General features: G+C 59.4%; 19 protein-coding genes. 12 read left to right on the forward strand and 7 right to left on the reverse strand.

Features of this window, described 5'->3' with window-relative positions; genetic code table 11:
• The first annotated feature begins 151 nt into the window (after positions 1-151).
• The 3 genes from CFN46_RS09750 to CFN46_RS17650 all read left to right on the forward strand — a co-directional run bounded on the left by CFN46_RS09750 (position 152) and on the right by CFN46_RS17650 (position 4,362).
• The gene (locus CFN46_RS09750; protein WP_088743389.1) at positions 152-1,567 is read left to right on the forward strand and encodes an amidase; all 1,416 of its coding nucleotides are present in this window, start codon (positions 152-154) and stop codon (positions 1,565-1,567) included.
• Between the two features lie 936 nt (positions 1,568-2,503).
• On the forward strand, positions 2,504-4,207 hold the full coding sequence (locus tag CFN46_RS09755; RefSeq protein WP_088743390.1) for a sodium:solute symporter family protein: 1,704 nt from the start codon (positions 2,504-2,506) through the stop codon (positions 4,205-4,207).
• Positions 4,208-4,233: 26 nt separating this feature from the next.
• Positions 4,234-4,362: a putative transporter small subunit gene (locus CFN46_RS17650; protein WP_211242445.1), complete on the forward strand. Its 129-nt coding sequence runs from the start codon at positions 4,234-4,236 to the stop codon at positions 4,360-4,362.
• 396 nt (positions 4,363-4,758) lie between these two features.
• Here CFN46_RS17650 and iolB read toward each other — a convergent pair whose 3' ends face one another.
• From iolB to CFN46_RS09770, 3 genes are all read right to left on the reverse strand, one after another.
• Positions 4,759-5,562 (reverse strand): 5-deoxy-glucuronate isomerase, encoded by an 804-nt coding sequence (iolB, locus tag CFN46_RS09760; protein ID WP_084208911.1) that lies wholly within the window; start codon positions 5,560-5,562, stop codon positions 4,759-4,761.
• Positions 5,563-5,597: 35 nt separating this feature from the next.
• The gene (iolG, locus tag CFN46_RS09765) at positions 5,598-6,593 is read right to left on the reverse strand and encodes an inositol 2-dehydrogenase (RefSeq protein WP_088743391.1); all 996 of its coding nucleotides are present in this window, start codon (positions 6,591-6,593) and stop codon (positions 5,598-5,600) included.
• 107 nt (positions 6,594-6,700) lie between these two features.
• Positions 6,701-7,621, reverse strand: coding sequence for a MurR/RpiR family transcriptional regulator (locus CFN46_RS09770; protein ID WP_088743392.1), 921 nt, complete (start codon positions 7,619-7,621; stop codon positions 6,701-6,703).
• Between the two features lie 360 nt (positions 7,622-7,981).
• Between CFN46_RS09770 and CFN46_RS09775 the strand changes: the two genes are divergently transcribed.
• The 9 genes from CFN46_RS09775 to CFN46_RS09815 all read left to right on the forward strand — a co-directional run bounded on the left by CFN46_RS09775 (position 7,982) and on the right by CFN46_RS09815 (position 20,197).
• Positions 7,982-8,995: a sugar ABC transporter substrate-binding protein gene (locus tag CFN46_RS09775; RefSeq protein WP_084208914.1), complete on the forward strand. Its 1,014-nt coding sequence runs from the start codon at positions 7,982-7,984 to the stop codon at positions 8,993-8,995.
• Between the two features lie 73 nt (positions 8,996-9,068).
• Positions 9,069-10,187 carry an ABC transporter permease gene (locus CFN46_RS09780; RefSeq protein ID WP_176426449.1) on the forward strand — a complete coding sequence of 373 codons (1,119 nt, stop codon included), beginning with the start codon at positions 9,069-9,071 and terminating at the stop codon, positions 10,185-10,187.
• Between the two features lie 110 nt (positions 10,188-10,297).
• On the forward strand, positions 10,298-11,080 hold the full coding sequence (locus tag CFN46_RS09785; protein ID WP_084209753.1) for an ATP-binding cassette domain-containing protein: 783 nt from the start codon (positions 10,298-10,300) through the stop codon (positions 11,078-11,080).
• Between the two features lie 118 nt (positions 11,081-11,198).
• Entirely contained in the window at positions 11,199-13,190 is a 1,992-nt protein-coding gene (gene iolC / locus CFN46_RS09790; protein ID WP_088743393.1) for a 5-dehydro-2-deoxygluconokinase, read from the forward strand.
• Positions 13,187-15,064, forward strand: coding sequence for a 3D-(3,5/4)-trihydroxycyclohexane-1,2-dione acylhydrolase (decyclizing) (gene iolD, locus CFN46_RS09795; protein ID WP_088743394.1), 1,878 nt, complete (start codon positions 13,187-13,189; stop codon positions 15,062-15,064). The genes iolC and iolD overlap by 4 nt, the downstream gene beginning before the upstream one ends.
• Positions 15,065-15,192: 128 nt before the next feature.
• Positions 15,193-16,095 carry a myo-inosose-2 dehydratase gene (iolE, locus tag CFN46_RS09800; RefSeq protein ID WP_088743395.1) on the forward strand — a complete coding sequence of 301 codons (903 nt, stop codon included), beginning with the start codon at positions 15,193-15,195 and terminating at the stop codon, positions 16,093-16,095.
• Between the two features lie 54 nt (positions 16,096-16,149).
• Positions 16,150-17,652, forward strand: coding sequence for a CoA-acylating methylmalonate-semialdehyde dehydrogenase (locus CFN46_RS09805; RefSeq protein ID WP_088743396.1), 1,503 nt, complete (start codon positions 16,150-16,152; stop codon positions 17,650-17,652).
• A 100-nt stretch (positions 17,653-17,752) separates the two neighbouring features.
• Complete coding sequence (locus tag CFN46_RS09810; protein WP_217897808.1) at positions 17,753-18,595, forward strand: sugar phosphate isomerase/epimerase; 843 nt, start codon at positions 17,753-17,755, stop codon at positions 18,593-18,595.
• A gap of 147 nt (positions 18,596-18,742) precedes the next feature.
• Positions 18,743-20,197 (forward strand): sugar porter family MFS transporter, encoded by a 1,455-nt coding sequence (locus CFN46_RS09815; protein ID WP_088743397.1) that lies wholly within the window; start codon positions 18,743-18,745, stop codon positions 20,195-20,197.
• A gap of 194 nt (positions 20,198-20,391) precedes the next feature.
• Here CFN46_RS09815 and CFN46_RS09820 read toward each other — a convergent pair whose 3' ends face one another.
• From CFN46_RS09820 to CFN46_RS09835, 4 genes are all read right to left on the reverse strand, one after another.
• Positions 20,392-20,787 carry a VOC family protein gene (locus CFN46_RS09820; RefSeq protein ID WP_088743398.1) on the reverse strand — a complete coding sequence of 132 codons (396 nt, stop codon included), beginning with the start codon at positions 20,785-20,787 and terminating at the stop codon, positions 20,392-20,394.
• A 196-nt stretch (positions 20,788-20,983) separates the two neighbouring features.
• Positions 20,984-22,489 carry a sugar porter family MFS transporter gene (locus CFN46_RS09825; RefSeq protein ID WP_088743399.1) on the reverse strand — a complete coding sequence of 502 codons (1,506 nt, stop codon included), beginning with the start codon at positions 22,487-22,489 and terminating at the stop codon, positions 20,984-20,986.
• Between the two features lie 164 nt (positions 22,490-22,653).
• Positions 22,654-23,610, reverse strand: a complete 957-nt coding sequence (locus CFN46_RS09830) for a TIM barrel protein (RefSeq protein WP_254918454.1) — start codon at positions 23,608-23,610, stop codon at positions 22,654-22,656.
• Between the two features lie 92 nt (positions 23,611-23,702).
• Positions 23,703-24,905, reverse strand: a complete 1,203-nt coding sequence (locus tag CFN46_RS09835) for a Gfo/Idh/MocA family protein (RefSeq protein WP_088743401.1) — start codon at positions 24,903-24,905, stop codon at positions 23,703-23,705.
• Positions 24,906-24,913 lie beyond the last annotated feature (8 nt).

Raw genomic sequence — 24,913 nt, forward strand, 5'->3', positions numbered from 1 at the left:
TTTTCCACTCTCTTATCGCGTCATGGACTCAATTCGAGAGCATCTTCTTATCCCCCATCTCCGTGACATGACTGGCACTTTCAGCGTGCTGAGATATTCCTGGCCCATCGAATGGTTAACGCCACACCTCTACAAGGGAGAACTCATTCTCATGAAGCACCACAATCTTCCTACCCAGCTTTCAGAGCTGACAGCCCATCAAGCGCTCGACTTGTTCCGACGTCATGAGCTGTCTCCCATTGAATTGACTCGTGACTGCCTTGCGCGTATCGACGACATGAACCCGAGCATCAATGCCTTCGTTCACGTTGTGCACGATGAGGCAATGAAGACAGCTCAAGAGTCAGAGACTCGCTGGATGAACGGCAGTCCTTGTGGCCCGTTGGACGGGGTACCGACAACCATCAAGGACCTCACACTGACGCGCGACATGCCAACGCGATATGGTTCAGCCACCTCAGATGCCGAGGCTCCCAATACCACGGACGCTCCCGTGGCAGGGCATCTGCGTAACGCCGGGGCGATATTTCTAGGCAAGACTGCCTCGCCAGAATTTGGCTGGAAAGGCGTTACGGACAACCCTCTTCATGGTGTCACGCGCAACCCCTGGGATCTGTCGCTGACTCCGGGAGGTTCCTCTGGGGGGGCCGGTGCAGCAGCCGCTTTGAATCTTGGCATGTTGCATCAGGGGAGTGACGCAGGAGGGTCGATCAGGATTCCGTGCAGTTTCACAGGTACCTTCGGCTTGAAGCCAACGTTCGGCTGGATCCCGCAATGGCCTTCAAGTGCCATGTCGACTCTTTCGCATCTAGGTCCCATGACACGTACTGCAGCAGATAGTGCCTTGATGCTGGCCAGCATGACGCAACCCGATGCGCGCGACGGCTTCCTCGGGAATCCGCAGTGTCCTGATTGGAATGCTCCGCCACCTCGTTCTCTCGAGGGTTGGCGAATCGCTTATAGCCCGACACTGGGTTATGTCGATGTGGCTGACGACATACGTCGACGAGTGGATGAAGCAGTAATGCAATTGGCGATGCTGGGCGCTGAGATCATAGAGATCGACCCGGTTTTTTCGTGCCCTCTGGATACCTTCAATACGCTTTGGTTTGCTGGTGCTACACAAGTCGTCGAAAAACTTGCAAAGAATCAGCTCAATGAGATGGACCCGGGTTTCCTGGACATCGCTGAGCGAGGCAGCAAGATTTCATTGGCTCGCTATCTGGAAGCGGGACGCGAGCGCACGGCACTGACTGCGCACATGCAGGCTTTCCATCAAAAATGGGATCTACTGGTCACTCCCACTCTGCCACTCTCTCCCTTTGCTGCCGGATTCAACGTGCCTCCCGACGGCGATCATCAAGATTGGATGGAGTGGACGCCATTCAGCTACCCCTTCAACCTGACACAACAGCCAGCCGCATCACTGCCCTGTGGCCTGGATGACACGGGGCTCCCGGTCGGCCTGCAATTGATCGGCGCGAAATTTGAAGATATGAAAGTCATGCATGCTGCGATGCTGCTGGAAGCACGCCTCCCGAGACTGTCTCCTCCGCCACTGCGATGATCAATCATTTGGTGGAGACAAACATCGAGTGAAACGTTATTACAAAACTGATGGCGGAGAATGATGCTACTTCACTATCAGTTTTATAATTACCGTAATAAAAATCTGAAATAAAACAGATCCTGACAGACATATATAAAACTCCGAAAATGGCATTCGAGATTTATCAGCGTCCAATAAAAGCCCTTTTTTAGTGATTCGCCAATAGAGAATTAAATGTAAAAAACAGCTCAACTTAGCCTTTATAACTCTTCGAATTATCACTCTACGCATTATCCACACGATTCCCCTGACAACAGAATACATGCAATACAATACTGCCAAATGGAAACAAACTAATCAGCAGACACCAACCCACGAACATTGATAGCCTGAGTAATGCCCCCCTGCTGGGTAGCATTTCCTTTTCCTATCGCAATTTAGTTTGAATATCGTTGATTGAACTCAGAATAGCTGCCGTATAGAGACAAATTGGACATATTGATTCGAATAATTTATGGTTGCTTGTGGAAAGTATAATACGAAAAAATAATTGTTACATTCCGCATACATTTACGTGCCTGGCGACCAGTCGCTCAGGGTGCATAGCGTATGCCGTAGACCAAGGATATTGCTTAAAAAAACCGCCATAGCTGATGGCTACACTCAATAACAAGGAAGATCATGAGACTTCATTATACTGATGAAGGACGATGCATGCCCCGACGTCCTCCCCCCGCCACTTTCCTCGACGGGAAGTGCTAAGGGCCCAGTCACTACCGACTGAGTCTGCCGATAATCAATGACGTGGCATATCGCGCTGCGCAGGACCTCAGTTGCCTGTGCAAATAATGCTGTATTCGTCTACGGCTAAGAACCTTCCTCTCATTACTCGTCGCTGTCGACAGTGATTTCTGCTGCTGACCAGTGCCCTGTTAACCCACAGAGGGTCCGTTCTTGAACAATGAATCGTTATATCAATTCTCGACGCTGACTGTCGTGCTGCTATTGGTTGCCTTCTATGGCGGCACCTATCTGATAACACTCAGCATCCGCAAGAAAACCGAAGATGCTGACGAATTCATGGTCTCCAACCATAGAGTCGGCTTCGGCATGGGCGCTGCGAGCATGACCGCCACCTGGATCTGGGCGGCATCGTTCTACGCAGCAGCTACCTCGGGCTTCACCTATGGCGTCTCTGGCCCGATACATTATGGCTTCTGGGGGGCACTGATGATTCTATTCATCTATCCCTTCGGCCGTCGGTTCCGCAAGCTTGCCCCCAATGCCCACACGCTGGGGGAGCTGATCCATGCGCGTCACGGTTCAAGCAGCCAGCTGATCCTGGCCTTCTCCAACGTGCTAGGCAGCATCATCAGCCTGATGGTCAACTTCACTGCCGCCGGCGCACTGGTCTCCGTGCTGTCTCCGCTGTCGTTCCAGGCGGGCGTGATCATGGCGGGGACAGGGGTGCTCTTCTACACCTTCTGGTCTGGCTTCCGCGCATCGGTCTTGACCGATTTCGCCCAGCTGGTCGCCCTGATGGCCATCGCCATCATCATCATACCCGCGGTGTTCTTTGCCATGGGGGGGCCTGCAGAGCTCGTCGAAGGTTTGAAGCATGTCACGCCACAACAGGCGGACTTCTTCTCGATGGATGCCATCCTCAATCAGGGGGCTCCCTTCTTCGTGGCTGTACTGGCCTACGCGATCGGTAACCAGACCATTTCCCAGCGCCTCTTTGCCGTCAATGAAGACCACATCAAACCGACCTTCATCACGGCGACCGTAGGCTATGGCGCCATCGTCATCGGCCTGGGCATGATCGGCCTGATGGCGCTGACACTGGGTGTCGAGCCCATGAATGGCGACATGAACAATCTGATCCCTCAGATGGTGTCTGAGTACTTGCCGCCCTTCTTCATCGCACTGTTCTTCATTCTGGTGATCGGCTCACTGTCGTCCACCGCCGATTCTGATCTATCTGCGCTGTCCGCCATCATCATGGCCGATGTCTACGGCAAGAATATCGCCCGCGGCAAGCCAGACCCCAGACGCATGCTGCTCATCGGTCGTGTGACCATGATTGTCGCGACGATGCTCGGTATTACCTTCGCCAGTTTCTCACTGGATATCCTCGTGATGCTGGTATTCGTCGGTGCGCTGTGGGGGGCTATCGTATTCCCTGTCATCGCCAGCTGCTTCTGGAATCGGGTCACCAATGCCGCCTTTACCGTCTCGGTACTGGTCGCCATGGTGCTGTTCTGCGTTGCGCGCTTTGAACTGGTTCCGCTCACTGGACTCAGTGGGTTGTTCTTCGAGTTGCTCGCCTGCATCGGGGGCGGTGTCATCATCGGCCTGATGGTATTTGGCTTCCTCGGACGCACACTCGGCATCATTGCAGGTGTTGCGGCAATGATTGCCATGCTGATCTTCGCCACCGGCTTCCTTCGCGATTACACCGTGCTGCTGGCTTCACTTACCGCCTACGGCACCAGCACGCTGGTGTGTGTGGTGATGAGCCTGTCCAGTCGTCAGGAGCGCTTCGATTTTGCCACCATCGGTGAAAAGGTCGGCAACTACGATGAAGCGCTGGATGCCGAGAATCGCCGTGACTCTGATTCGATCCAGACACGGCCTGCCACTCCAACGAATGCATAGCACCTGAACACAAGGAGACATTCATCATGACGTTACTCTTCGCTGTTTATGTCTTGGTCTGGCCGGTGCTGACACTGGCGGTACTGGTTGTCATCTGCCGTGCGGTTGCCCGCGACCGCCGCAGCGCACGAGAAGAAGAACGCGAGCTGGTCTAAAGCATCAGCCCGGGATATCTCGAGCATCCTGCTGGCAACGTCATGCCATCCTCGATCTGTGGCATGACACCCCAAGACCCCAAAGCCCGCCTCTGGTGATTTCAGAGGCGGGCTTTCTTGTATCTGTAACACTCAAGAAATATCAGCACTTCGCCACAACAATGACACAACGACTTACGCATCACCGCTTGAGCCGCAGTGATACGTAAGTCGAAGTGCCCGCGAAGGCCTACCAACAAGCTCAAGCCTGCTACGGCATGCAGAAGCGTTTGATGGCACTACCGTGGTTACACCGATGGGAGCCTCAGAGCCTGTGCCTTGGCCTGGACAATCGACCTCTATAACGAGATCGTCGCCCTCAATGCTGCCTGAAATACAATGATGGCTATCCGGCTATCATTTCATGTCGACGATCCACTCATGCGCGGGGTCATTCTTGAATTTCCAGACCCGCTTGGGGCCAGCCATGACATTGAGATAATAAAGCTCATAGCCGTGTGGAGCGGCGGCGGGATGATACCCCTCCGGTACCATCACACAGCAGCCATCTTCCACCGCCATGGTTTCATCCAGGGATCGGTCATCGGTATAGACGCGCTGGAACGCAAACCCTTGTGACGGATTGAGCTTGTGGTAGTACGTCTCCTCCAGGAAAGACTCTTCCGGCAGATTGTCGGCACAGTGCTTGTGCGGAGGGTAGCTGGACCAGTTGCCAGGGGGCGTATAGACCTCCACCACCAACAGACTATCGGCGGGCTCCGTCTGGGGAAGAATGTCCTGCACGTGACGCGTGTTGGTCCCCTCGCCACGTGTCGAACAGGCCACCTGCTCGGGGCGAATCAGGCGAGCGGCATGATTGCCATGCCCCGGAGCACTGCAGACGGCTATTTCCAGCTCCGTCAGTGCTTCCACTGAATAGGCTATCCCGTCCGGAAGATATACCGAGTACGGCGGCAGGTGTTCAAACACGCTCATGCGTTCACCGATGTTCTCGAACGTCTGGTCACCGGTACGCACGGTTGCGCGTCCCGAGAGCAGCACGAGGCACTGTTCGCGACTCTCGGTGTGGCGCTCGAAACGCTCACCTTGTTTCAGGCGATGTACGCGAAAGCCCACGTGTGTCCAGCCTGCAGATTCCGGAGTGACTTCCAGTAGCGTTCCATCTTCACCAGGGGCATGCGGTCTCACGAGAAGTGTCATGTTCTTGTCCTTTTCAGCAGCAGGGAGAAGTGGGCTCAACGAATCTCACTGAGCAGTACCCGGCGCCCTTCGCGATAGGAAATCAACGCCGCTTCGGCCAGTTCAAGCGCGGCGAGTCCATCCTGCGCGCCGGCCAGCGGGGCACGACCTTCTTGCCAGGCAGTGACGAAATCTCCCACTTCACGCACATAGGCCTGCGCGTAACGCTCGAGGAAGAACCACTGTGGACGCTCTTCCACCACACCTTCCACGCCGGTGAAGCGCAGGCGCGTATCCGTCTCGTTGCGCGCCTCCAGCATGCCCTGGCTGCCAAAGACCTCGATCCGCTGGTCATAGCCGTAACAGGCACGACGCGAGTTGCTGATGGAGACCAACTTGCCAGAAGCACTCTTCAGATTGATGAGTGCGCTATCCAGATCTCCCGCTTCACCGATGGCTGGATCCACGAGGCAGCTGCCACTGACCGTCACCTCCGTGACCGGCTCGCCCAGCAGCCAGACCGCCATGTCCAGATCATGAATGCTCATGTCACGGAAGAGTCCTCCCGAGGCTGCCACATATTCTGCGGGCGGCGGCTCTGGATCACGGCTGGTGATGGTGATCATCTCGAGTTCGCCGATTCGTCCCGCTTCCAGCGCCTGCTTGAGCGCCGAGAACTGAGGGTCATGGCGACGATTGAACCCGAGAGCACAGGTCACGGGGTGCTCCGCCAGCACACCAAGACAGTGACGCGTTCGCGCAAGATCCAGATCGATCGGCTTCTCGCAAAGTACCGCCTTGCCCGCACGGGCCGCACGCTCAAGGAAGTCACAGTGAGTCGGAGTGGAGGAGGCGATCAGAACGCCATCAATCTCCGCTGACGCGAAGATGTCCTCCGCCGTCATCACCGGCACACCATATTCCGCAGCGAGTGAATTGGCAGCCTCCGGGAAGGCATCACTGACACATGCCAGTTGCGCCAGGGGGTGATCAGAGATGGCGCGAGCGTGAACACGGCCGATGCGACCGGCGCCCAGCAGAGCGATTTTCATGTGAAGCGTCCTCCATATCTATGGCGTTTGTTGTTGTTGCGTCTCGAACGAATTGAGAGAGATTGTCGGCAAGCACTACCTCCTGTAGTGCTCGCCTTTGCCGTACTTCAGCCTCGAAGGTTGGCAGCGCCCTCTTCCTGCAATGAGATGTCGTGCGGTGTGGTGCCCTGCACTTCCCCGCTGCCCTGCTGGCGAACGCCCAGTCCGATGGCAAGTGCCTGGGCCAGGCATAGCGTGGACGTCAGGCCTCGGAAGCCTTGCACTTCCGCTTCGTTCACCACCAACACGACATCTGCATGGTGAGTCAGCGGGCTCAGGGAAGAGTCGGTAATGAGTATCGTGGGGGTACCGCGCTCACGCGCCACATGGACGGCAGACTGCACCTCTTCTGCGTAGGGCGCGAAGCTGGTGACCAGCAGACAGTCCTGGCGGGAGATCGCTTCTGCCTGCTCGCGATACATCGCCCCCATGCCATCCATCAGGAAGGCGCGTTTGGCGATATGCCGCAATGAGTAGGCCAGGTAGCTTGAGACGACGAAACTTCGCCGTGCTCCCAGAAGGTGAACAGCCTCCGCGGCTTCCAGCAGATCGAGAGCTCGCTCGATATCCTTGGGCGCGATACGTCCTGGCAGTTCGCCAAGTGCTTGCTGATTGGCAGCCGAGAAATTTCTCAACAGCTCGTGAGCGCCAGGACTCTCGCCGGTCACCTCGCGGGCGACCCTGATGCGCTCACTATAACTGGGCTCCGCTTCGACCAGGCGAGCCCGAAACAGCTTCTGCATCTCTGAAAAGCCTGAAAATCCCAACGCGTTGGCAAAACGTATCAGTGTCGAAGGCGTGACATCCGCTTTTTCGGCAAGCCCTGCCACAGTTCCGAAGGCCACCTCTTGAGGATGCTCCAGTAGAAATCGAGCACTTTGTTGCAACCGGCGCGATAGGGACGGGTATTGCTGGCTGATATGAGCTTCGAGGGACTCGAATGACTCAATCTGGCGTGCAGTCGTCTGCAAGGGGGTTATCTCAGCCATGGGAACTCCTGTCGCGGCTCACCTGCCAATTCGGCGTCGGAGCGGCCGTACCTCGAGTGAGCAATGATTGGCAGTGTAGGCATATGGAATGAAAATTCCAATACAAAAATAAATCGAATATTCCTGTTGCATTCCCCAATTTTGGAATCTACATTCCATAAGCGGATCAAAACGGAACGCCATGTTCCTGCCTTGTGTCAGGGCACCCGCTGAGTGACAGGCACCACCGTGACGGCACACCACCTCACACAATGAAATGATCCTGCTTGCGCCCATAGAGGCACTGAAACGGGATGCCGAGACGCCAATCCGGCAGCCCGTACTGACAACGACAATAATCAGAGACGTCAGGAGTCATCGATGAACCACGCCAATTCACACGCTCATCCAGTTCCAGTCCATCCCCGTACCGGAAAGCCCCGCCACGAAACGTCCCGCTTTCGTCGCATCACCGCCGGCATCGTCACGGCTCTGCTGGCAGCCTCAGCCGCCAATGCCGTGTGGGCAGCGGACTCCGAGCGCTATGTCATGATCACCCATGGACAGAACTCCGACCCTTTCTGGTCCATCGTCAAACGCGGTGCGGATGATGCTGCCCAGGCGCTTGGGGTCAAGGTCGAGTATCGCGCTCCCTCCACCTTTGACATGGCCAAGATGGCGCAATTGCTGGATGCCGCAGTGGCCTCTCAGCCCGATGGCCTGATCATTTCATTGACCGATGCCGATGCACTGGGCAAGGGCATCAAGAATGCGGTGGACCAGAAGATTCCCGTCATCACCATCAATTCCGGTGGCGACAAATCCAAGGACGTCGGTGCTCGCCTGCATATCGGTCAGAGCGAGTATGAGGCTGGGCGTGCTGCGGCTGAGCGCATGATGGACAGTGGTGCCAAGCACGGCCTGTGTATCAACCAGGAACAGGGCAACGTGGGTCTGGATGCGCGCTGTGCAGGCTTCATCGAGGGGTTTGACGGCAGTGCAGACGAGCTGGCGACCAGTACCGATCCGACCGAGATCAAGAATTCCCTGGTGGCATATCTCAATCAACACAGCGAGATCGACTCGATTCTGGCTCTGGGGCCCCTCAGCTCTGAACCCATGCTCAAAGCCATGCAGGAAGCCGGTGCCACCCAGAAATTCCAGCTGGGCACCTTCGATCTCTCTCCCGATATTCTCGCTGCCGTCCAGGCCGGGGAAATGAACTTTGCCATTGATCAGCAACAGTACCTGCAGGGCTATCTGCCGGTGGTCTTCATGCATCAGTACCACCTTCACGGTCTGATGCCGGCTGGCGATGTCGCCACAGGGCCCGGATTTGTCACCGCCGAGAATGCCGGTCAGGTCATCGAACTGTCAGAGCAAGGCATTCGCTGAGCTCTCCCATCTGGCAACACTTTCATTTCCGTGAGATGGCGCCTTCCTCGAGGAGGCGCCAGGAGAGAACATCATGACCGATCACGCCATGAGCGCTGTATCAGAGACGGATGACGAGCGCCTCCGTCGCGTTCACCCCTTGAAAGCCGCACTGAAACGCCCCGAATTCGGTGCCATTGCCGGCACTATCCTGGTATTTGCCTTCTTCTCTGCCGCGGCCTCAGGGACCGGGATGTTCAGCCTGGCAGGCATACTCAACTTTCTGGAGGTCTCCGCTCAGCTGGGGATCCTGGCCATCGCGGCGTCATTGCTGATGATCGGAGGGGAGTTCGATCTTTCCCTTGGCTCCATGATCGGCTTTGCCGGCATCCTGATCGCCATCCCTGCCGTGCAATACGGTTGGCCACTCTGGTTGGCCATCACCTTCGCCTTTGCCAGCGCCGTGCTGATCGGCTGGATCAACGGCTATCTGGTGATGCGCACCGGCCTGCCCTCCTTCATCGTGACCCTGGGGTTCCTGTTCATTCTTCGTGGCCTGGCCATTGGCCTGACGCGCTGGACGACCGGCCGCACTCAAGTCGGGGGCATTCAGGAACTGGCGGATCACGATTGGCTGGCCCCGCTCTTCTCCGGCGAGGTATTCACCGGCCTCTTCAGCTGGATGGCGGCGCAGGGCTGGATCGCGACCAACTTCGCGGGCAACCCTAGCGTCACGGGTGTACCGATCTCCATCGTCTGGTGGATCGTGCTGGCCATCGCCGCGACCTGGCTGCTGCTCTACACGCGATTCGGCAACTGGATCTTCGCGTGTGGCGGCGACGTGAATGCCGCTCGCAACGTCGGCGTCCCGGTCATGAAGGTCAAGATCGTGCTGTTCATCTTCACGGCTGTCGCCGCCACCATCTTTGCCTGCCTGCAGGTGATGGATACGGGGTCAGCTGACACGACGCGCGGACTGCTCAAGGAACTGGAAGCCATCATTGCCGTGGTCATCGGCGGCGCTCTGCTTACCGGAGGCTATGGGTCTGCCGTAGGGGCCGTCTTCGGTGCGCTTATCTTCGGCACGGTCCAGATGGGCATCTTCTACACCGGGGTCAACACTGACTGGTTCAAGGTCTTTCTCGGCGCCATGCTCCTGATCGCGGTGCTGTTCAACAACTACGTGCGCAAGAAAGCCCTGGAGGCCAAGTGATGACTGCCAATGCCAACCTGCAACAGGCGCCGGAACAGACCACGACCGCCGCAGACCGCGCCAGAGGTAACACCCCGAAAGCCGCTGACACTCGCACGCCATTGATCGAGATGCAGGCCGTCGACAAGCACTTCGGCAATGTGGTCGCTCTCTCCGACATTTCGCTGAAAGTGTACGCAGGCGAAGTCATGTGCCTGCTGGGCGACAATGGCGCCGGCAAGTCCACCCTCATCAAGACCCTGTCAGGGGTACATGCCCCGACCCACGGTGAGCTGCTGCTCGAGGGCACCCCTGCCAACTTCACGACACCAGGTCAGGCGCTTGATGCCGGCATCGCGACGGTCTTTCAGGATCTGGCGATGATTCCCCTGATGTCGATCACCCGCAACTTCTTCATGGGACGTGAGCCCACCAAGGGGGTCGGCCTCTTCAAACGTGTCGACTGGGCATTCGCTGACCGTGTCGCGCGGGAAGAAATGGCCAAGATCGGGATCGATGTCCGCGATCCGTCCCAGCCGGTGGGTACCCTATCCGGCGGTGAGCGTCAGTGCGTGGCGATCGCAAGGGCCGTCTACTTCGGTGCCAAGGTGCTCATTCTTGACGAGCCGACCTCGGCACTGGGGGTCAAGCAGGCGTCCAAGGTGCTGCGCTATATCGCACAGGCTCGCAATCGAGGGCTCGGGGTCATCTTCATCACGCACAACGTTCATCATGCCTATCCCATCGGAGATGCGTTCACCCTGCTCAAACGCGGTACCTCTCTGGGTAGCTGGCGCAAGGAAGACATCACGCGGGAGGAAGTGCTCAACATGATGGCCGGCGGCGAGGAAATGGCCAGCCTGGATGCGGAACTGGCGGAATTCCAGCGGATGGACGCCGCCACGGTGGCCTGACACGGCACCATCGCGCCGGTCACGCCGCAACAGAGACGTCGAGGCTGCTCCAACGCCTCGACGTGCACCGATTACTGTCAATGCCGGTCATCACCGGCCTATATCAAGGGACATGCCAATGACGCGCCACTCACCTCACTCACCTGACCTGGATGTCATCTGCCTCGGCCGCGTCGCCGTCGACCTCTATGCCGAACAGATCGGTGCGCGCCTCGAAGACGCCACCAGCTTCAAGAAATATCTGGGCGGCAGCTCCGGCAACATGGCGTATGGCACGGCACGCCTCGGACTCAACTCCTCGATGCTGGGTCGCGTCGGCAATGAGCAGATGGGCGAATTCCTGCGCGAGGAACTCGCCTCGGTCGGCTGCGATGTCAGCCATCTCAAACGTGACCCCGAACGTCTGACCGGACTGGTGCTTCTGGGCATCAAGGACAAGGACCAGTTCCCGCTGCTCTTCGTGCGCAACGACTGTGCCGACATGGCCATTGATGAAGATGATGTCGACCCGGCGTTCATCGCTCGAGCCCGCGCCCTGGCGATCACCGGCACCCACCTTTCCACTCCCCGCACCCAACGTGCCGCCCGCAAGGCACTGGATGCCGCACGCGAGGCTGGCGTGAAGCGCGTGCTGGATATCGACTATCGCCCCGTACTCTGGGGGCTGACCAGCATCGGGGATGGCGAGACGCGCTTTGTCGCGGACGAGAGTGTCAGTCAGCACATGGCCCGTTGGCTGGGTGACTTCGACCTGATCGTCGGCACGGAAGAAGAGTTTCATATCGCGGGCAACAGTACCGACACGCTGGACGCGCTGCGCGAGGTTCGCCGTCACAGCGATGCCGTGCTCGTATGCAAGATAGGGGCACGCGGCTGCGTCATCTTCGAGGGCGACATCCCACGACATCTGGAAGACGGCATTCTGGTCGAGGGTGTCAAGGTCGAGGTCATGAACGTGCTTGGCGCCGGTGATGCCTTCATGAGTGGCTTCCTGCGTGGCTATCTTCGCGATGAAAGCTGGGGCACTTGCGGCCATTACGCCAACGCGTGTGGCGCATTGGTCGTGTCTCGCCATGGATGTGCACCTGCCATGCCCACGGAAGCGGAACTGTTCGATTATCTGAGCCGCCGCGAGTCCGTGCCACGCCCGGACCTTGATGATCATCTGACCCACCTGCATCGCGTCACCACTCGTCGGGTAGCGCACTGGGAGAGCGTGCTGGGGCTGGCATTCGATCACCGTCGTCAATTCCTGGACATGGCACGCGATGTCGAAGGCGACCCCGAGCGCCTGCCACGCCTCAAGCAGCTACTGGTAGAGGCCACCCGCAGCGCGGCGCAACAGGCCGGTATCCAGCGCCCTGCCATTCTCTGTGATGATGTCCTGGGACAGGATGCGCTCAATGACACGGCAGCACTGGACTGGTGGGTAGGCCGTCCGGTCGAGCTCCCCAGCTCACGGCCTTTGCGCTTCCAGCATGGTGATGACATCGGTAGCCAGTTGCGACGCTGGCCGCGCCACCACATCGTGAAGTGCCTCGTGTTCTATCACCCGGACGATGAGGCCACGCTGCGCCTCGATCAGGAAGCCCGCCTGCGCCAGCTGTATGACGCCTGCTGCATGTCGGGGCACGAGTTGCTCATCGAAGTCATCCCGCCACGTCAGGCAGACGCACCCGCCTGTGATGAGACCACCGTTCCACGTAGCCTGGAGCGTCTCTACAACCTCGGCATTCGCCCGGACTGGTGGAAACTGCCCGCTCTGACGACGCAAGGTTGGGAACGCGTCAGCCGAATCATCAGCGCTCGCGACGCCTGGTGTCATGGTGTCGTGCTGCTGGGGCTTGATGCGCCGATCGAAGAGGTCAAACGCGGTTTCGAGCAGGCAGCGCGTTTCCCGATCTGCAAGGGGTTCACCGTCGGACGCACCTTGTTCACTGCCCCCAGCCAGGCCTGGCTGTCAGGCAGCATTGACGATGCGACCCTGATTCGTCAGGCCGCTGACAACTATCTCGACTTGATCACCCATTGGCAGCAGCTGCGTGATGCCCATTGCGGCGCAGCGGATGTCAGTCCTGCCACACCGCTCGCAGAAGGAGTCCTGCAATGAGCCCCGTTTTCCACTCGGCGGCGGCGCCGGGTACCGTGCGTCTGACCGTCGCCCAGGCACTGGTGCGCTACCTGAGCCGGCAATATATCGAACAATGTGGACAGGAAGTCCCCTTGTTCGGTGGCTGCTTCGCCATCTTCGGCCACGGCAACGTGGCGGGTCTCGGCGAGGCCTTGCACGCCGCGGGCGATGATTTTCCCACCTATCGCGCCCACAACGAACAAGGCATGGCCAATGCGGCCATTGCCTACGCCAAGGCCAACAATCGCCGTCGCATCATGGCGTGTACCTCGTCCATCGGGCCTGGTGCCACCAACATGGTGACGTCTGCCGGGCTTGCTCATGTCAATCGGTTACCGGTGCTGTTCCTGCCCGGCGATACCTTCGCCAGCCGCGCACCGGACCCGGTGCTCCAACAGGTCGAGCACTTCAATGACCCGGGACTGAGCGTCAATGACTGCTTCCGTCCCGTATCACGCTTCTTCGACCGCATCACGCGACCGGAACAATTGCTGACCAGCCTGCCTCAGGCGCTGGCCACGCTGCTGGACCCCGTGGATTGTGGCCCTGCCACCCTGTGTCTGCCACAGGATGTCCAGACGCTTGCCTTCGAATGGCCGGAAGACTTCTTCACCCGTCGGGTGCATCACATCCGTCGCGCTCCCGTCGCTCAGGAAGAGCTGGTGGCAGCCCTGGACACACTGCGCACAGCCAAGCGGCCACTGCTGATTGCCGGGGGTGGCGTGCATTACAGCGAGGCGTGCGAGGCCCTCGCCGCCTTTGCCCAGCAACACGGCATTCCAGTGGTCGAGACACAGGCAGGCAAGGGCGCCCTGCCCTGGGACCACGCTCGCAACATGGGCGCAATCGGTGTCACCGGCGCGGCCAGCGCCAACCAGCTGGCACGTGAAGCCGACGTCATCATGGCCATCGGATCACGACTTCAGGATTTCACCAGCGGCTCTCGCACGCTCTTTGAAGCCGCCGGCCAGACACTCATCAACCTCAATGTCGGTCGCTTCGATGCCGTCAAGCATGGCGCACAGCAACTGCAGTGCGATGCCCTGCGGGGACTTGAGGCCTTGACGGCAGGGCTGGGTGACTGGGCCGCGCCAGACAGCTGGGTGCAACGCCAATCCGGGCTCAAGCAGGAATGGGAAGCGGTCCGCGAGAGCGTGATGGCTGATCAGGGACTCGCGCTGCCAACCGATGCCCAGGTGCTCGGGGCCGTGAATCGTCAAGCGACAGATGACACCACGGTGGTCTGTGCTGCCGGTGGCTTGCCAGGTGAGCTTCACAAGCTATGGGCGGCCACTGTCCCCGGCAGTTATCACGTCGAGTACGGATTCTCATGCATGGGCTATGAACTGGCCGGCGGGATGGGCGTCAAGATGGCTCACCCATCGCGTGATGTGACCGTCGTAGTAGGAGACGGTAGTTACCTGATGCTGAATTCCGAGCTGGCCACCTCAGTGATGCTGGGCCACAAATTGACCGTCGTCGTACTCGATAACCGAGGCTACGGCTGCATCAATCGCCTGCAACATGCCACCGGCGGCGCCGGCTTCAACAACCTGCTCAAGGACTGCCGCACCGTTCCGGAAGGCGCCCCCAAGGTGGACTTTGCGGCGCACGCTCGTGCACTGGGCTGTCAGGCCGAACAGGTCACGAGGATTGGCGAACTGGACGCCGCGCTCGAGCGTGCTCGGGCCTCATCGACGACCTACGTCATCGCGCTCGACACGGACCCATTGCCCTCCACCCAGGAAGGCGGGCACTGGTGGGAAGTCGCCATTCCCGAAGTCAGCGAACGCGAAGCCGTCCGCGACGCCTATCAGGGCTATCTGTCGCACAAACGCCAGCAAGCTCGCTGACGCATTTCAGGGCCGGCCAACCGCCATTGCGACATCAGTTGGCCGGCCTGGACGATACGCCATCTCTCGGAGGCCAACGTGCCTCCCTGCACTCTCGATATCTCAATATCTCGAAGAAGGATACCGCCATGAGCATTCGCCTGGGCATCAACCCGCTGACCTGGACCAACGACGACCTGCCAAGCCTCGGTGCCGACACACCGCTGGAAGTCTGTCTTGCCGAGGGGCGTCAGGCCGGTTTCGCAGGCTTCGAGCTGGGCAACAAGTTCCCGCGCGAGGCGCAGGCCCTGTCTCGCGCACTCGGCGCGCACGATCTGGCTCTCGTTTCCGGCTGGTATTCCAGCCGCCTGCTGGAACGCAGCATTGACGAGGAAATTGCCGCGCTGGATGACCACCTTCAGCTACTGAAAGCCTGCGGCGCGACAGTCATGGTGTACTGCGAGGTCAGTCGCTGCGTGCACGGTGACCAGGACATGCCTGTCTCGCGGCGCCCGGTCATGAACGATGCCGATTGGCAACGACTGACCACCGGGCTGGATGCCGTAACACGCCACATGGCAGACCAGGGCGTGGAGATGGCCTATCACCACCATATGGGTACCGTCATCGAGAGCCAGGCCGACATTGAACGGTTGATGGCCTCCACCACACAGGTACGACTGCTGCTGGACGCCGGCCACCTGACCTATGCCGGTGGAGACCCCGTCACCATCGCCGAGCGCCACGCGGACCGCATCACCCATGTGCACTGCAAGGACATTCGTCTCGCCGTCATGGATAACGCCATCAACCGTGACAAGTCCTTTCTGGATGCCGTACTCGATGGCGTGTTCACCGTGCCGGGGGATGGCGGGATCGACTTCGCCGCGCTGTTCGCCGTACTGGCACGCAAAGGCTACGGCAAGGATACAGAGCGCTGGCTGGTCGTGGAGGCCGAGCAGGATCCCTCCGTTGCCGACCCGCTGACCTACGCCACTCTGGGCTACCAAAACCTCTCCCGGCTTGCCCGGGACGCAGGCCTCATCAACTGATTTCCCCCTTTTCAGACATCGCCACACCCCTGAACAAGACGCAAAGGATGCCTCATGCAACAGTTACATCACTTCATCAACGGTCAGATCCAACCCGGCGACAGTGGTCGCAATGCGGCGGTCTTCAATCCTGCGACCGGTGAGCAGTCCGCCAGTGTCGCGCTGGCCAGCGCCGAGGAAACTCGCAGTGCCATCGCGGCCGCCAGCGCCGCCTTCCCTGGCTGGTCGAATACCTCGGCGCTCAAGCGCTCACGCATCCTGTTCCGTTTCAAGGCGCTGCTGGAAAAGCACAGCGACGAACTCGCCACGCTGATCTCCCGCGAGCACGGCAAGGTGCATTCGGATGCGCTTGGCGAGGTGACTCGCGGCATGGAAGTCGTCGAATTCGCCTGCGGCATGCCTCACCTGCAGAAAGGCGAGCACTCGCTGAACGTGGGTACCGGGGTGGACAGCCACTCTCTGATGCAACCGCTGGGGGTGTGCGCGGGCATCGCTCCCTTCAATTTCCCGGCCATGGTGCCGATGTGGATGTTCCCCATCGCCCTGGCCACCGGGAATACCTTCATCATGAAGCCGTCCGAGAAAGATCCCTCTGCCCCGCTGCGCATGGCGGAACTGCTGACGGAGGCCGGTCTGCCGCCGGGCGTGTTCAACGTCGTCAACGGTGACAAGGAAGCCGTCGATGTCCTGCTCACCGATGAGCGTGTCGAAGCCGTGTCCTTTGTCGGCTCCACCCCGATCGCCGAGTACATCTATTCCACTGCCTCGGCACATGGCAAGCGAGTCCAGGCCCTGGGCGGGGCGAAGAATCATATGGTCGTGATGCCGGATGCCGATCTGGATCAGGCGGCAGACGCCCTGATGGGCGCGGCGTACGGCAGTGCCGGTGAGCGCTGCATGGCGATCTCGGTGGCAGTCCCGATCGGCGAGCAGACCGCAGAGCGACTGCGTGACAAGATCCTCGAGCGCATGGCCACCCTGCGAGTCGGCCCCGGCGAAGTCGAGGGTCAGGAAAATGACATGGGACCGCTGATCTCACGCGTGCATGCCGACAAGGTCATCGAGTTCATCGACAGCGGTGTCGCGCAAGGCGCGGAGCTGGTCGTGGATGGGCGTGACATCACGGTGCCCGGACACGAGAACGGCTATTTCGTGGGCGCGACCCTGTTTGATCATGTCCGCCCAGACATGCGCATCTATGCCGAGGAAATCTTCGGACCGGTCCTGTGTCTGGTTCGTCAGGAGTCACTCGATGAGGCGATCGCGCTCATCAATGCCCACGAGTATGGCAATGGCACGGCCATCTTCACTCGCGACGGTGATGCTGCCCGCCAATACACCACTCGCATTCAGGTCGGCATGGTCGGCGTGAACGTGCCGATTCCTGTACCGATGGCATTCCACAGCTTTGGCGGCTGGAAGCGCTCTCTCTTTGGCCCGCTTCACATGCATGGCCCGGATGGCGTGCGCTTCTATACCCGCATGAAAGCCGTCACCACCCGCTGGCCTGACGGTCTGCGCAGTGAAGCCAGCCACTTCACCATGCCGACACTCTGATCCACCACTCTCAGGGTCGGGCATGACAGCGTCATGCCCGACCGCTTTTCATCGCGCCTTGCCAGACCGGTAAGGCACATGACCGCCATGGAGGCACGTCATGACGCACAACATGAAAGTGGGTGTCTGTACCTGGACCTTCGGCCCGCTGCCGATCGAGGATATCTTCGCGCGGACCGCACGCCTGGGATTTGACGGGGTGGAACTGCATGGCGATCTCGACGCCTTCACACCAGACATGATCCGCGCCCTTTGCCAGACCCATAGGCTGGAAGTGTTCTCACTCACGCCGGGAGATTGCGATCCCGCCTCTCCCGACGCGTCGGATCGCGAGGCTGCCGAGACCTACTATCGACAGCTGATCGACTTTGCCCAGGCGCTCGGCGGCGCGCGAGTCTCACTGCACGGACTCGTGGGGCGAATCCGTCCCGCAGATGGCAGTGATCAAGACAGCGAATACCGCCACCTCGTCGAAGTGCTCACTCCACTGTGTGACTATGCAGCAAGTCGCGAGGTGCCGCTCGTCTTCGAAGTTCTCAATCGCTACGAATCCCACCTCATCAACACTGCAGCCCAGTGTCGCAGGCTCATCCAGGACATCGGTTCTCCCCAGCTCAAGGTATTGCTGGATGCCTACCACATGAATATCGAAGAGCCTGACCCCGTGCGCGCACTGGCCGAGACTGGCGATCACCTGGGGCTTTATCACGTCGCCGACTCCAATCGCGGCGGTATCGGTCAGGGGCATAGTCAGCTGGCGGATCAATTCACCCAGCTGAGTGCCATGCACTATGACGGCCCGATCATCGTCGAGGCACCGGCCATGGGTCCTGACCCCTTCACGCCGGTCAAGACGGGCGATTATCTGACAACACTGGAAGATCAGTTGTCACGCAGTGTCTCGGCGCTTCGCCAGCATTTCGCGCTCGACGTACCTGCCTGAGCCTTCAGGCGCCTCACCTCCATGGAGTGATACCTCATCACCTGCATGGGCATAACAACATCGCGGGCAGCGAGTCACGCCAACCCACCCGTCTGCCTGTTGCCATCTGCGCAGGACGCCTTCACGTCCCAACGCTGGAGATTTCCCATGACTGCCAAGCTCTCGCCCGACAGGGCCGGACATTCCCTGTCACGTCAGCAACTCGGCTATCTGATACGTATCACGCTGATCGCCACTCTGGGCGGACTGCTCTTCGGTTATGACACCGGCGTCATCTCCGGAGCCATCGGCCCCATCGCTGAATATTTCCAACTGACACCCGCGGAAAAAGGCTGGGCGGTGTCCTCCGTCGTCATCGGCTGTATCGCAGGGGCCATCAGCGCCGGTTGGATCTCCATCCGATTCGGCCGACGCAAGGCCTTCCTGATTGCCGCCATCTTGTTCCTGCTCTCCGCCATCGGCTCTGCCACGGCGACTGATTTCCACTATTACACCCTGTGGCGCATCATCGGCGGGATGGCGGTGGGGCTGGCCAGTGTGGTCGCGCCGATGTACATCTCTGAAATGTCCCCCAGCCATCTGCGAGGACGTACCGTCAGCCTGTTCCAGCAGTCAATCGTCTTCGGACAGATGGTGGTGTTCTTCGTGAACTACTTCATCGCCAAGGGCATGGCCGAACACTGGATGATCGATCATGGCTGGCGCTGGATGCTCGGGTCCGAGGCCCTGCCCGCCTTGCTGTTCGGCGCATTGCTGTTCTTCATTCCGGAATCGCCACGCTGGCTGGTGCTGAGAGGTCATCCCGAGCAAGCCCGCAGCATACTGAGCCGCTTCACTCCTGCCGAAGACCTGGACCAGACACTCAACAGCATCATCACCTCCTATCGTGACTCCTCGCGGGACAATCTCATCAGTCTGCGTGAGCGCGGCCTGCTGGGGCTGGTGATACTCGGCGTCTTCCTCGCCAGTGCCCAGCAACTGACCGGTATCAATGTCGTCATGTACTACGCCCCGGACGTATTGTCCTCGGTGACCGCCAGCAGTGAGGATGCCCTGCTGCAGACCTCGATCATGGGTGTCACCTTCGTGGGCGGTAACCTGCTGGGGATGTTGTTGATCGACAAGGTCGGGCGCCGCCCACTGCTGATTGCCGGCAGTATCGGCAGCATGATCGGCATGTGTGCATTGGGCATCATCATCGGGCGAGACGCGGTGGGCTATGGCGCGCTGTTCGCGCTGATCGTCTATGTGGTGTCCTTCGCCATTTCCTGGGGCTGTGTCTGCTGGACACTGTTGTCAGAAATCTTCCCTAACGCGATTCGTGGACGCGCCATGGCGCTGGCCGTGGCTGGCCAATGGTTCGCGGGTTTCATTGTCACGCAGACCTTCCCGATGCTGCGCGAGAGTGACTGGCTCAACCACCTGTTTGGCAGCGGTTTCAGCTTCTGGCTCTATGCCGTGCTGACGCTGATGAGCCTGCTGGTGGTGTTGCGCTATGTACCGGAAACCAAGGGCAAGACCCTGGAAGAGCTTGAGAACATCACAGGCACTCGCCTCAGCAAACGTCGGCGGGCGCTCGCCAGCACAAGCTTGAGCAGCTGACGGCCATTGGTGACGCCCAGCGTCGCCTGGGCGTCATGACCCATGTGCCCAATGACACATGAGTTGCATGCCACATGAGCTCCTTGCCGACCACCTGATCACGTGGCCTTGGCAAGGAGCTTTCCTGTAGGGAGCCCGGGTGGGGAAAATTCAGCAGTACAGCACAGGGCCTCCTCCTGGCATTGCACATGCGCTCAATTCGCCATCTGCCCCACGAATCCGGCCTCATCTCGAATCCCTACTCGATTACCATCCGGGTCATACAGATGGATCGTCCTCCCCCAGGGCGTCTCTTCGATTTCGGCATCGAGCCCCCATGCCCTGACATCCGCCAAGGCCTGTTCGATGTCGCTGACATTGAAGCGCAGCTTGGCGCTACCTTGCTCGGGACTCTTGCCGCCCTCAATCGCCCTTCCGCCCTGCTCGATCATCAAATACCCGTCTCCATAGGCCAGGCAGGTCAGCTTGCTGTCGTCCGCCTGCTTCTCGAACAGCACCGGCAATTCGAAGAGATCACGGTAGAAACTGACACACGCATCGAAGCATTCGGTGTTCAGAATGAGGCCGTAACGGGCGATATTATGCTGCATCACTCACTCCTGGTAACAGATGACATGAGAAGGCACGCACTATTCGTCATGCCATCGGTTCACGCCTGACGTGACAAGTGCACGCCTAATGATCATGCGAACCCCGCCAGCTCCACAAGGGCTGGCGGGGTTCGCATGATTCACGAAACAGGAAATGATTCCATGCACCGTGGCACTACAACTTATGAAGAGAGACCTACTCTGCTGTCAACGGCAGACCCTGACGTGTCAGTTGACGACGACGCTTGCTGAGACGGCTACCAGTGATGTTCTCGAGCTCCTCCAGGGTCTTGCCCTTGGTTTCAGGGACATAACGCAGCACCACCAACAGGCTCAGGAAGGTCAGCACGGCATAGAGCCAGAAGCTGAAGCCACCACCGACGAGGTCATTGAGGAAATCACTCTCGCGCATCATCGGGAAGGTCTGGGTGACGATAAAGCCCAGCAACCACTGTGCGGCGACCGCGAGAGACATGGCACGCGCGCGAATCGCATTGGGGAATATCTCGGACACCAGTGTCCAGCAGACACAGCCCCAGGAGATGGCAAACGAGACGACATAGACGATCAGGGCGATCAAGGCGCTTATGCCCGGTTCGCCATTGCCGATCACGACACCCAGGAAGGTCATGCCGACGATGCTGCCCAGGCTGCCGGCGATCAGCAGCGGTCGACGGCCGACCTTGTCGATCAGCAGCATGCCCAGCAGGTTACCGGCGACGAAGGTGACGCCCATGATGGAAGTCTGCAGCAAGGCGTCTTCATTGCTGGATGTCACCGTCGACAGGACATCAGGCGCGTAATACATCACCACATTGATGCCAGTCAGCTGTTGGGCGGCGGCGATAAAGACACCGATGGCCACCAGCCCCAACATGCCTTTGCTGCGCAGCGAGACATTGCGTTTGCTTTCACTGTGCTTGAAGGACTGTTGAATTTCTCCAAGGGTCCGGTCGATGGCATCGCCATCATAGAAGCGCGCCAGGACCTTGCGAGCATCCTCGAAGCGCCCCTTGAGCACCAGCCAGCGTGGTGACTCGGGAACGAAGGGGATCAGCACGGCGAACAGGATCGAGATGATGGCTTCAGACCCCAGCATCCAGCGCCAACCGTGATTCAGTATCCAGGTTTCCGCCATGCCCTTGGCGATGAAGTAGTTCACGAAGAACACCACCATCTGGCCAAACACCACGGACTGCTGGAACAGACTGACGGTACGCCCGCGCATGTACCCGGGTGACATCTCGGAGATGTACATCGGTGCCATGACACTGGCCATCCCCACGGCAATACCCCCCAGAATACGCCACCAGATATAGGCATCGAAGGTGCTCGCCAGGCCAGAGCCCAATGCAGAAGCCGTGAACATCACGGCTGACAGCATGAACACGGCCTTGCGGCCATAGGCAATGGACAGGCGTCCAGCGATGAGGGCGCCACCGATGCAGCCGATGACCACCGAGGAGACCGCCCAACCCTTCTCTGCGGCGGACAGGTCGAAATACTCTGCGATCGGCCCGATGGCCCCGGAGATGACCCCCGTGTCATAACCGAACAACAGGCCGCCCAGGGCAGCCACCAGAATGATCTTGATCAGGAAGACAAGCTGCGTTGGCGTCAGCTTCTCTTGAATCTTGGGTGAGGCGGGATTGGCTGATGCTGCGGAGGTAGCGGTATCGCTACCGGGGTGCGAAGTGGGCATGACGACCTCTCGTGATCGATTGTTATAGTATTACGAGAACTGCTGAGGCAGATGTATCTCGAGCACTCGTGGTACCTGTCGCACCACGCGATCGAGACAAGTCATTGCGGTACCTTCCATGCCCTGCCGTCTTCTGGCGTGATGACGGCAGGACTTCATGCGGATCAGGCTTCGGCCAGCCCTTTCTCCAGTATGCTGCGTTCGATGAATTCGCGGCTTTCGCGGGCGTTTTCCAGCGCACTGTTGTCCTTGGTCGGATCGACGTCCTGCTCGACGGTGATCCAGCCTTGATAGCCGATGGACTCCAGGCTCTCGCGAACCGCGTCAAAGTCGACGCAGCCCTGCCCCAATGGGCAGAACACGCCCTGGCCGATAGCGGTATAGAAATCGATGCCATCCTTCACCACGCTTTCCAGCACCGGGGCCTGAATATCCTTGAAGTGGATATAGGCGACGCGCTCGCTATAGGTGCGAATCAGCTCAGCCGGATCGATGCCTGCATAGGTGCAGTGCCCGGTATCGATGCACAGCTTGATCAGATCAGCATCCAGCTCAGCCATCGCACGGTCCACTTCATCGCGATACTCGATGTAGGTGCCGGCATGCGGATGCAGCACCGGTGTGACCGCATATTCCTGACAGATTTCCGCCACCTGACGGATAGTGACCATCATCTCTTTCCACTGCGCCTCATCGAGACGGGTCGCGGTTTCCTGCTGGCCGGCTTCATCAGTACGTGGCGAGCTGACATGGTCGATGATGACCATGTAGTTGCCCTGCTGAGGCTTGAGCACTTCACAGGTCGCGCGGGTGTAATCCAGGATTTCCTGACGGCGTGACGCATCGTGCAGATGCTTGAAGATGGTACCGGCGATCAGCTCGAGCCCTCGACTGTCCAACGCGGACGCCAGTGCGGCCTGCTCGGTCGGCAGGTAATTGAGCGGGCCAAGCTCCGTCGCCTTGAAACCGGCGCCGGCGATTTCGTCGAGCACGGTCTGCCAGCTGGGATTGGCGGGGTTGTCGGCGAACTCGATACCCCAGGAACACGGTGCGTTGGAAAGCTTGATGTGCATGATGATGTCCTTCTTCTTGGCGTTGTCGTTGTCTTTCGGGATGACCATCGTCAGTGACGTGGAAATGAGGCCTCACATCGGGTGCCGACCGAGTGGCATCGATGGAGCCGACATGAGGCGCTCCTGATGTCGCAGTCAGATCAGAACGCGACCCAGCGATTCTCGTTGTCAGAGGATTCCACACAGCACTCCAGCAACCGCACGCCTTCGATGCCTGCATCGATATTGGGGAACCAGAGAGACTCCAGCTCCTGCTCCGACAGGCCAAGGTGTTGAGTACCTGTGCCATTCCGGCGTGCTTCAGCGCCCTGCATGGCGAGGGCATAACGGTGATAGACATTGGCCCAGGATTCGAAGAAGCCTTCCGCGTGGCCGCCGCCGATGCGATTGCTGTTCACGGCGTTGTCGCCCTCGGCCAGATAGCCCATGCCACGTTCCAGAATCCGTACCGGTTCACCCTGGACCTCGTAGCGCAGCTGGTTGGGATATTCATCCCACCATTCGATACTGGCCTTCTCTCCCACTACACGAATCTTCTGCTGATGCATGGAGCCCGCATTCACCGCACTGGCCCACAGTGATCCCACCGCGCCGTTCTGGTACTGAAGCAACACCTGGGCGTTGTCTTCCAGCGGCGCCCGCGAGGCCACGAAGCTCTGGCGGTGGCACATCAGGCGTTCGACCTTGAGTCCGGTGATGAACTGGCCGGCATAGAAGATGTGCGTCCCGAGATCCCCCAGCACATAGGTCGGCCCGGAAACGGCAGGACTGGTACGCCACTTGGCGCCGCTGCTGACCTGTTCGACCGGCTGGCTATGGAAGCCATGGGCAAATTGCATGTTGACCATGCGCACCTGCCCCAGCTCACCCGACTGCACCATGGCACGTGCCTGATGCAGCATCTGATAGCCGCTGTAGCCATACATGACACCGAAGACCAGACCGCGCGCCTGTGCTTCAGCCTTGAGCTCCTCTGCCTCGGCAACCGTGAAGGTCACCGGCTTTTCACAGATCACATGCAGGCCAGCCTTGAGCGCTGCCAGGCTGATGGCATGGTGGGTACTGTTGGGTGTGGCGATGCTGACGGCCTGAATGCCATCGTCGCGGGCAGCTTCGGCCTCGAACAGGCTGGCGTAATCCGGGTAGCAACGCTCTGGATCGAGCCCCAGGTTGGTGCCGAATTCACGACCGCGTTCCGCGTCGAGATCGAAGGCACCGGCGACCAGCTGGAACAAGTTGTCACGATGGGCAGCAGCACGATGGGCGTGGCCGATTTCACTGCCACGGCCACCACCGACCATGGCCCAGCGCAGCGGCGCGAGATTGTGTTCTTCATTGAACATCAGAGATT

The organism is Cobetia sp. QF-1, assembly GCF_002213105.1.
Classification (GTDB): domain Bacteria; phylum Pseudomonadota; class Gammaproteobacteria; order Pseudomonadales; family Halomonadaceae; genus Cobetia; species Cobetia crustatorum.

What these genes read in the sequence shown, in the direction of transcription:
- CFN46_RS09750 (WP_088743389.1), top strand. Translation starts at nt 152, where the DNA reads ATGAAGCACCACAATCTTCCTACCCAGCTTTCAGAGCTGACAGCCCAT.
- CFN46_RS17650 (WP_211242445.1), top strand. Translation starts at nt 4,234, where the DNA reads ATGACGTTACTCTTCGCTGTTTATGTCTTGGTCTGGCCGGTGCTGACA.
- iolB (WP_084208911.1), bottom strand. Translation starts at nt 5,562, where the DNA reads ATGACACTTCTCGTGAGACCGCATGCCCCTGGTGAAGATGGAACGCTA.
- iolG (WP_088743391.1), bottom strand. Translation starts at nt 6,593, where the DNA reads ATGAAAATCGCTCTGCTGGGCGCCGGTCGCATCGGCCGTGTTCACGCT.
- CFN46_RS09770 (WP_088743392.1), bottom strand. Translation starts at nt 7,621, where the DNA reads ATGGCTGAGATAACCCCCTTGCAGACGACTGCACGCCAGATTGAGTCA.
- CFN46_RS09775 (WP_084208914.1), top strand. Translation starts at nt 7,982, where the DNA reads ATGAACCACGCCAATTCACACGCTCATCCAGTTCCAGTCCATCCCCGT.
- CFN46_RS09780 (WP_176426449.1), top strand. Translation starts at nt 9,069, where the DNA reads ATGACCGATCACGCCATGAGCGCTGTATCAGAGACGGATGACGAGCGC.
- CFN46_RS09785 (WP_084209753.1), top strand. Translation starts at nt 10,298, where the DNA reads ATGCAGGCCGTCGACAAGCACTTCGGCAATGTGGTCGCTCTCTCCGAC.
- iolC (WP_088743393.1), top strand. Translation starts at nt 11,199, where the DNA reads ATGACGCGCCACTCACCTCACTCACCTGACCTGGATGTCATCTGCCTC.
- iolD (WP_088743394.1), top strand. Translation starts at nt 13,187, where the DNA reads ATGAGCCCCGTTTTCCACTCGGCGGCGGCGCCGGGTACCGTGCGTCTG.
- iolE (WP_088743395.1), top strand. Translation starts at nt 15,193, where the DNA reads ATGAGCATTCGCCTGGGCATCAACCCGCTGACCTGGACCAACGACGAC.
- CFN46_RS09805 (WP_088743396.1), top strand. Translation starts at nt 16,150, where the DNA reads ATGCAACAGTTACATCACTTCATCAACGGTCAGATCCAACCCGGCGAC.
- CFN46_RS09810 (WP_217897808.1), top strand. Translation starts at nt 17,753, where the DNA reads ATGACGCACAACATGAAAGTGGGTGTCTGTACCTGGACCTTCGGCCCG.
- CFN46_RS09815 (WP_088743397.1), top strand. Translation starts at nt 18,743, where the DNA reads ATGACTGCCAAGCTCTCGCCCGACAGGGCCGGACATTCCCTGTCACGT.
- CFN46_RS09820 (WP_088743398.1), bottom strand. Translation starts at nt 20,787, where the DNA reads ATGCAGCATAATATCGCCCGTTACGGCCTCATTCTGAACACCGAATGC.
- CFN46_RS09825 (WP_088743399.1), bottom strand. Translation starts at nt 22,489, where the DNA reads ATGCCCACTTCGCACCCCGGTAGCGATACCGCTACCTCCGCAGCATCA.
- CFN46_RS09830 (WP_254918454.1), bottom strand. Translation starts at nt 23,610, where the DNA reads ATGGTCATCCCGAAAGACAACGACAACGCCAAGAAGAAGGACATCATC.
- CFN46_RS09835 (WP_088743401.1), bottom strand. Translation starts at nt 24,905, where the DNA reads ATGTTCAATGAAGAACACAATCTCGCGCCGCTGCGCTGGGCCATGGTC.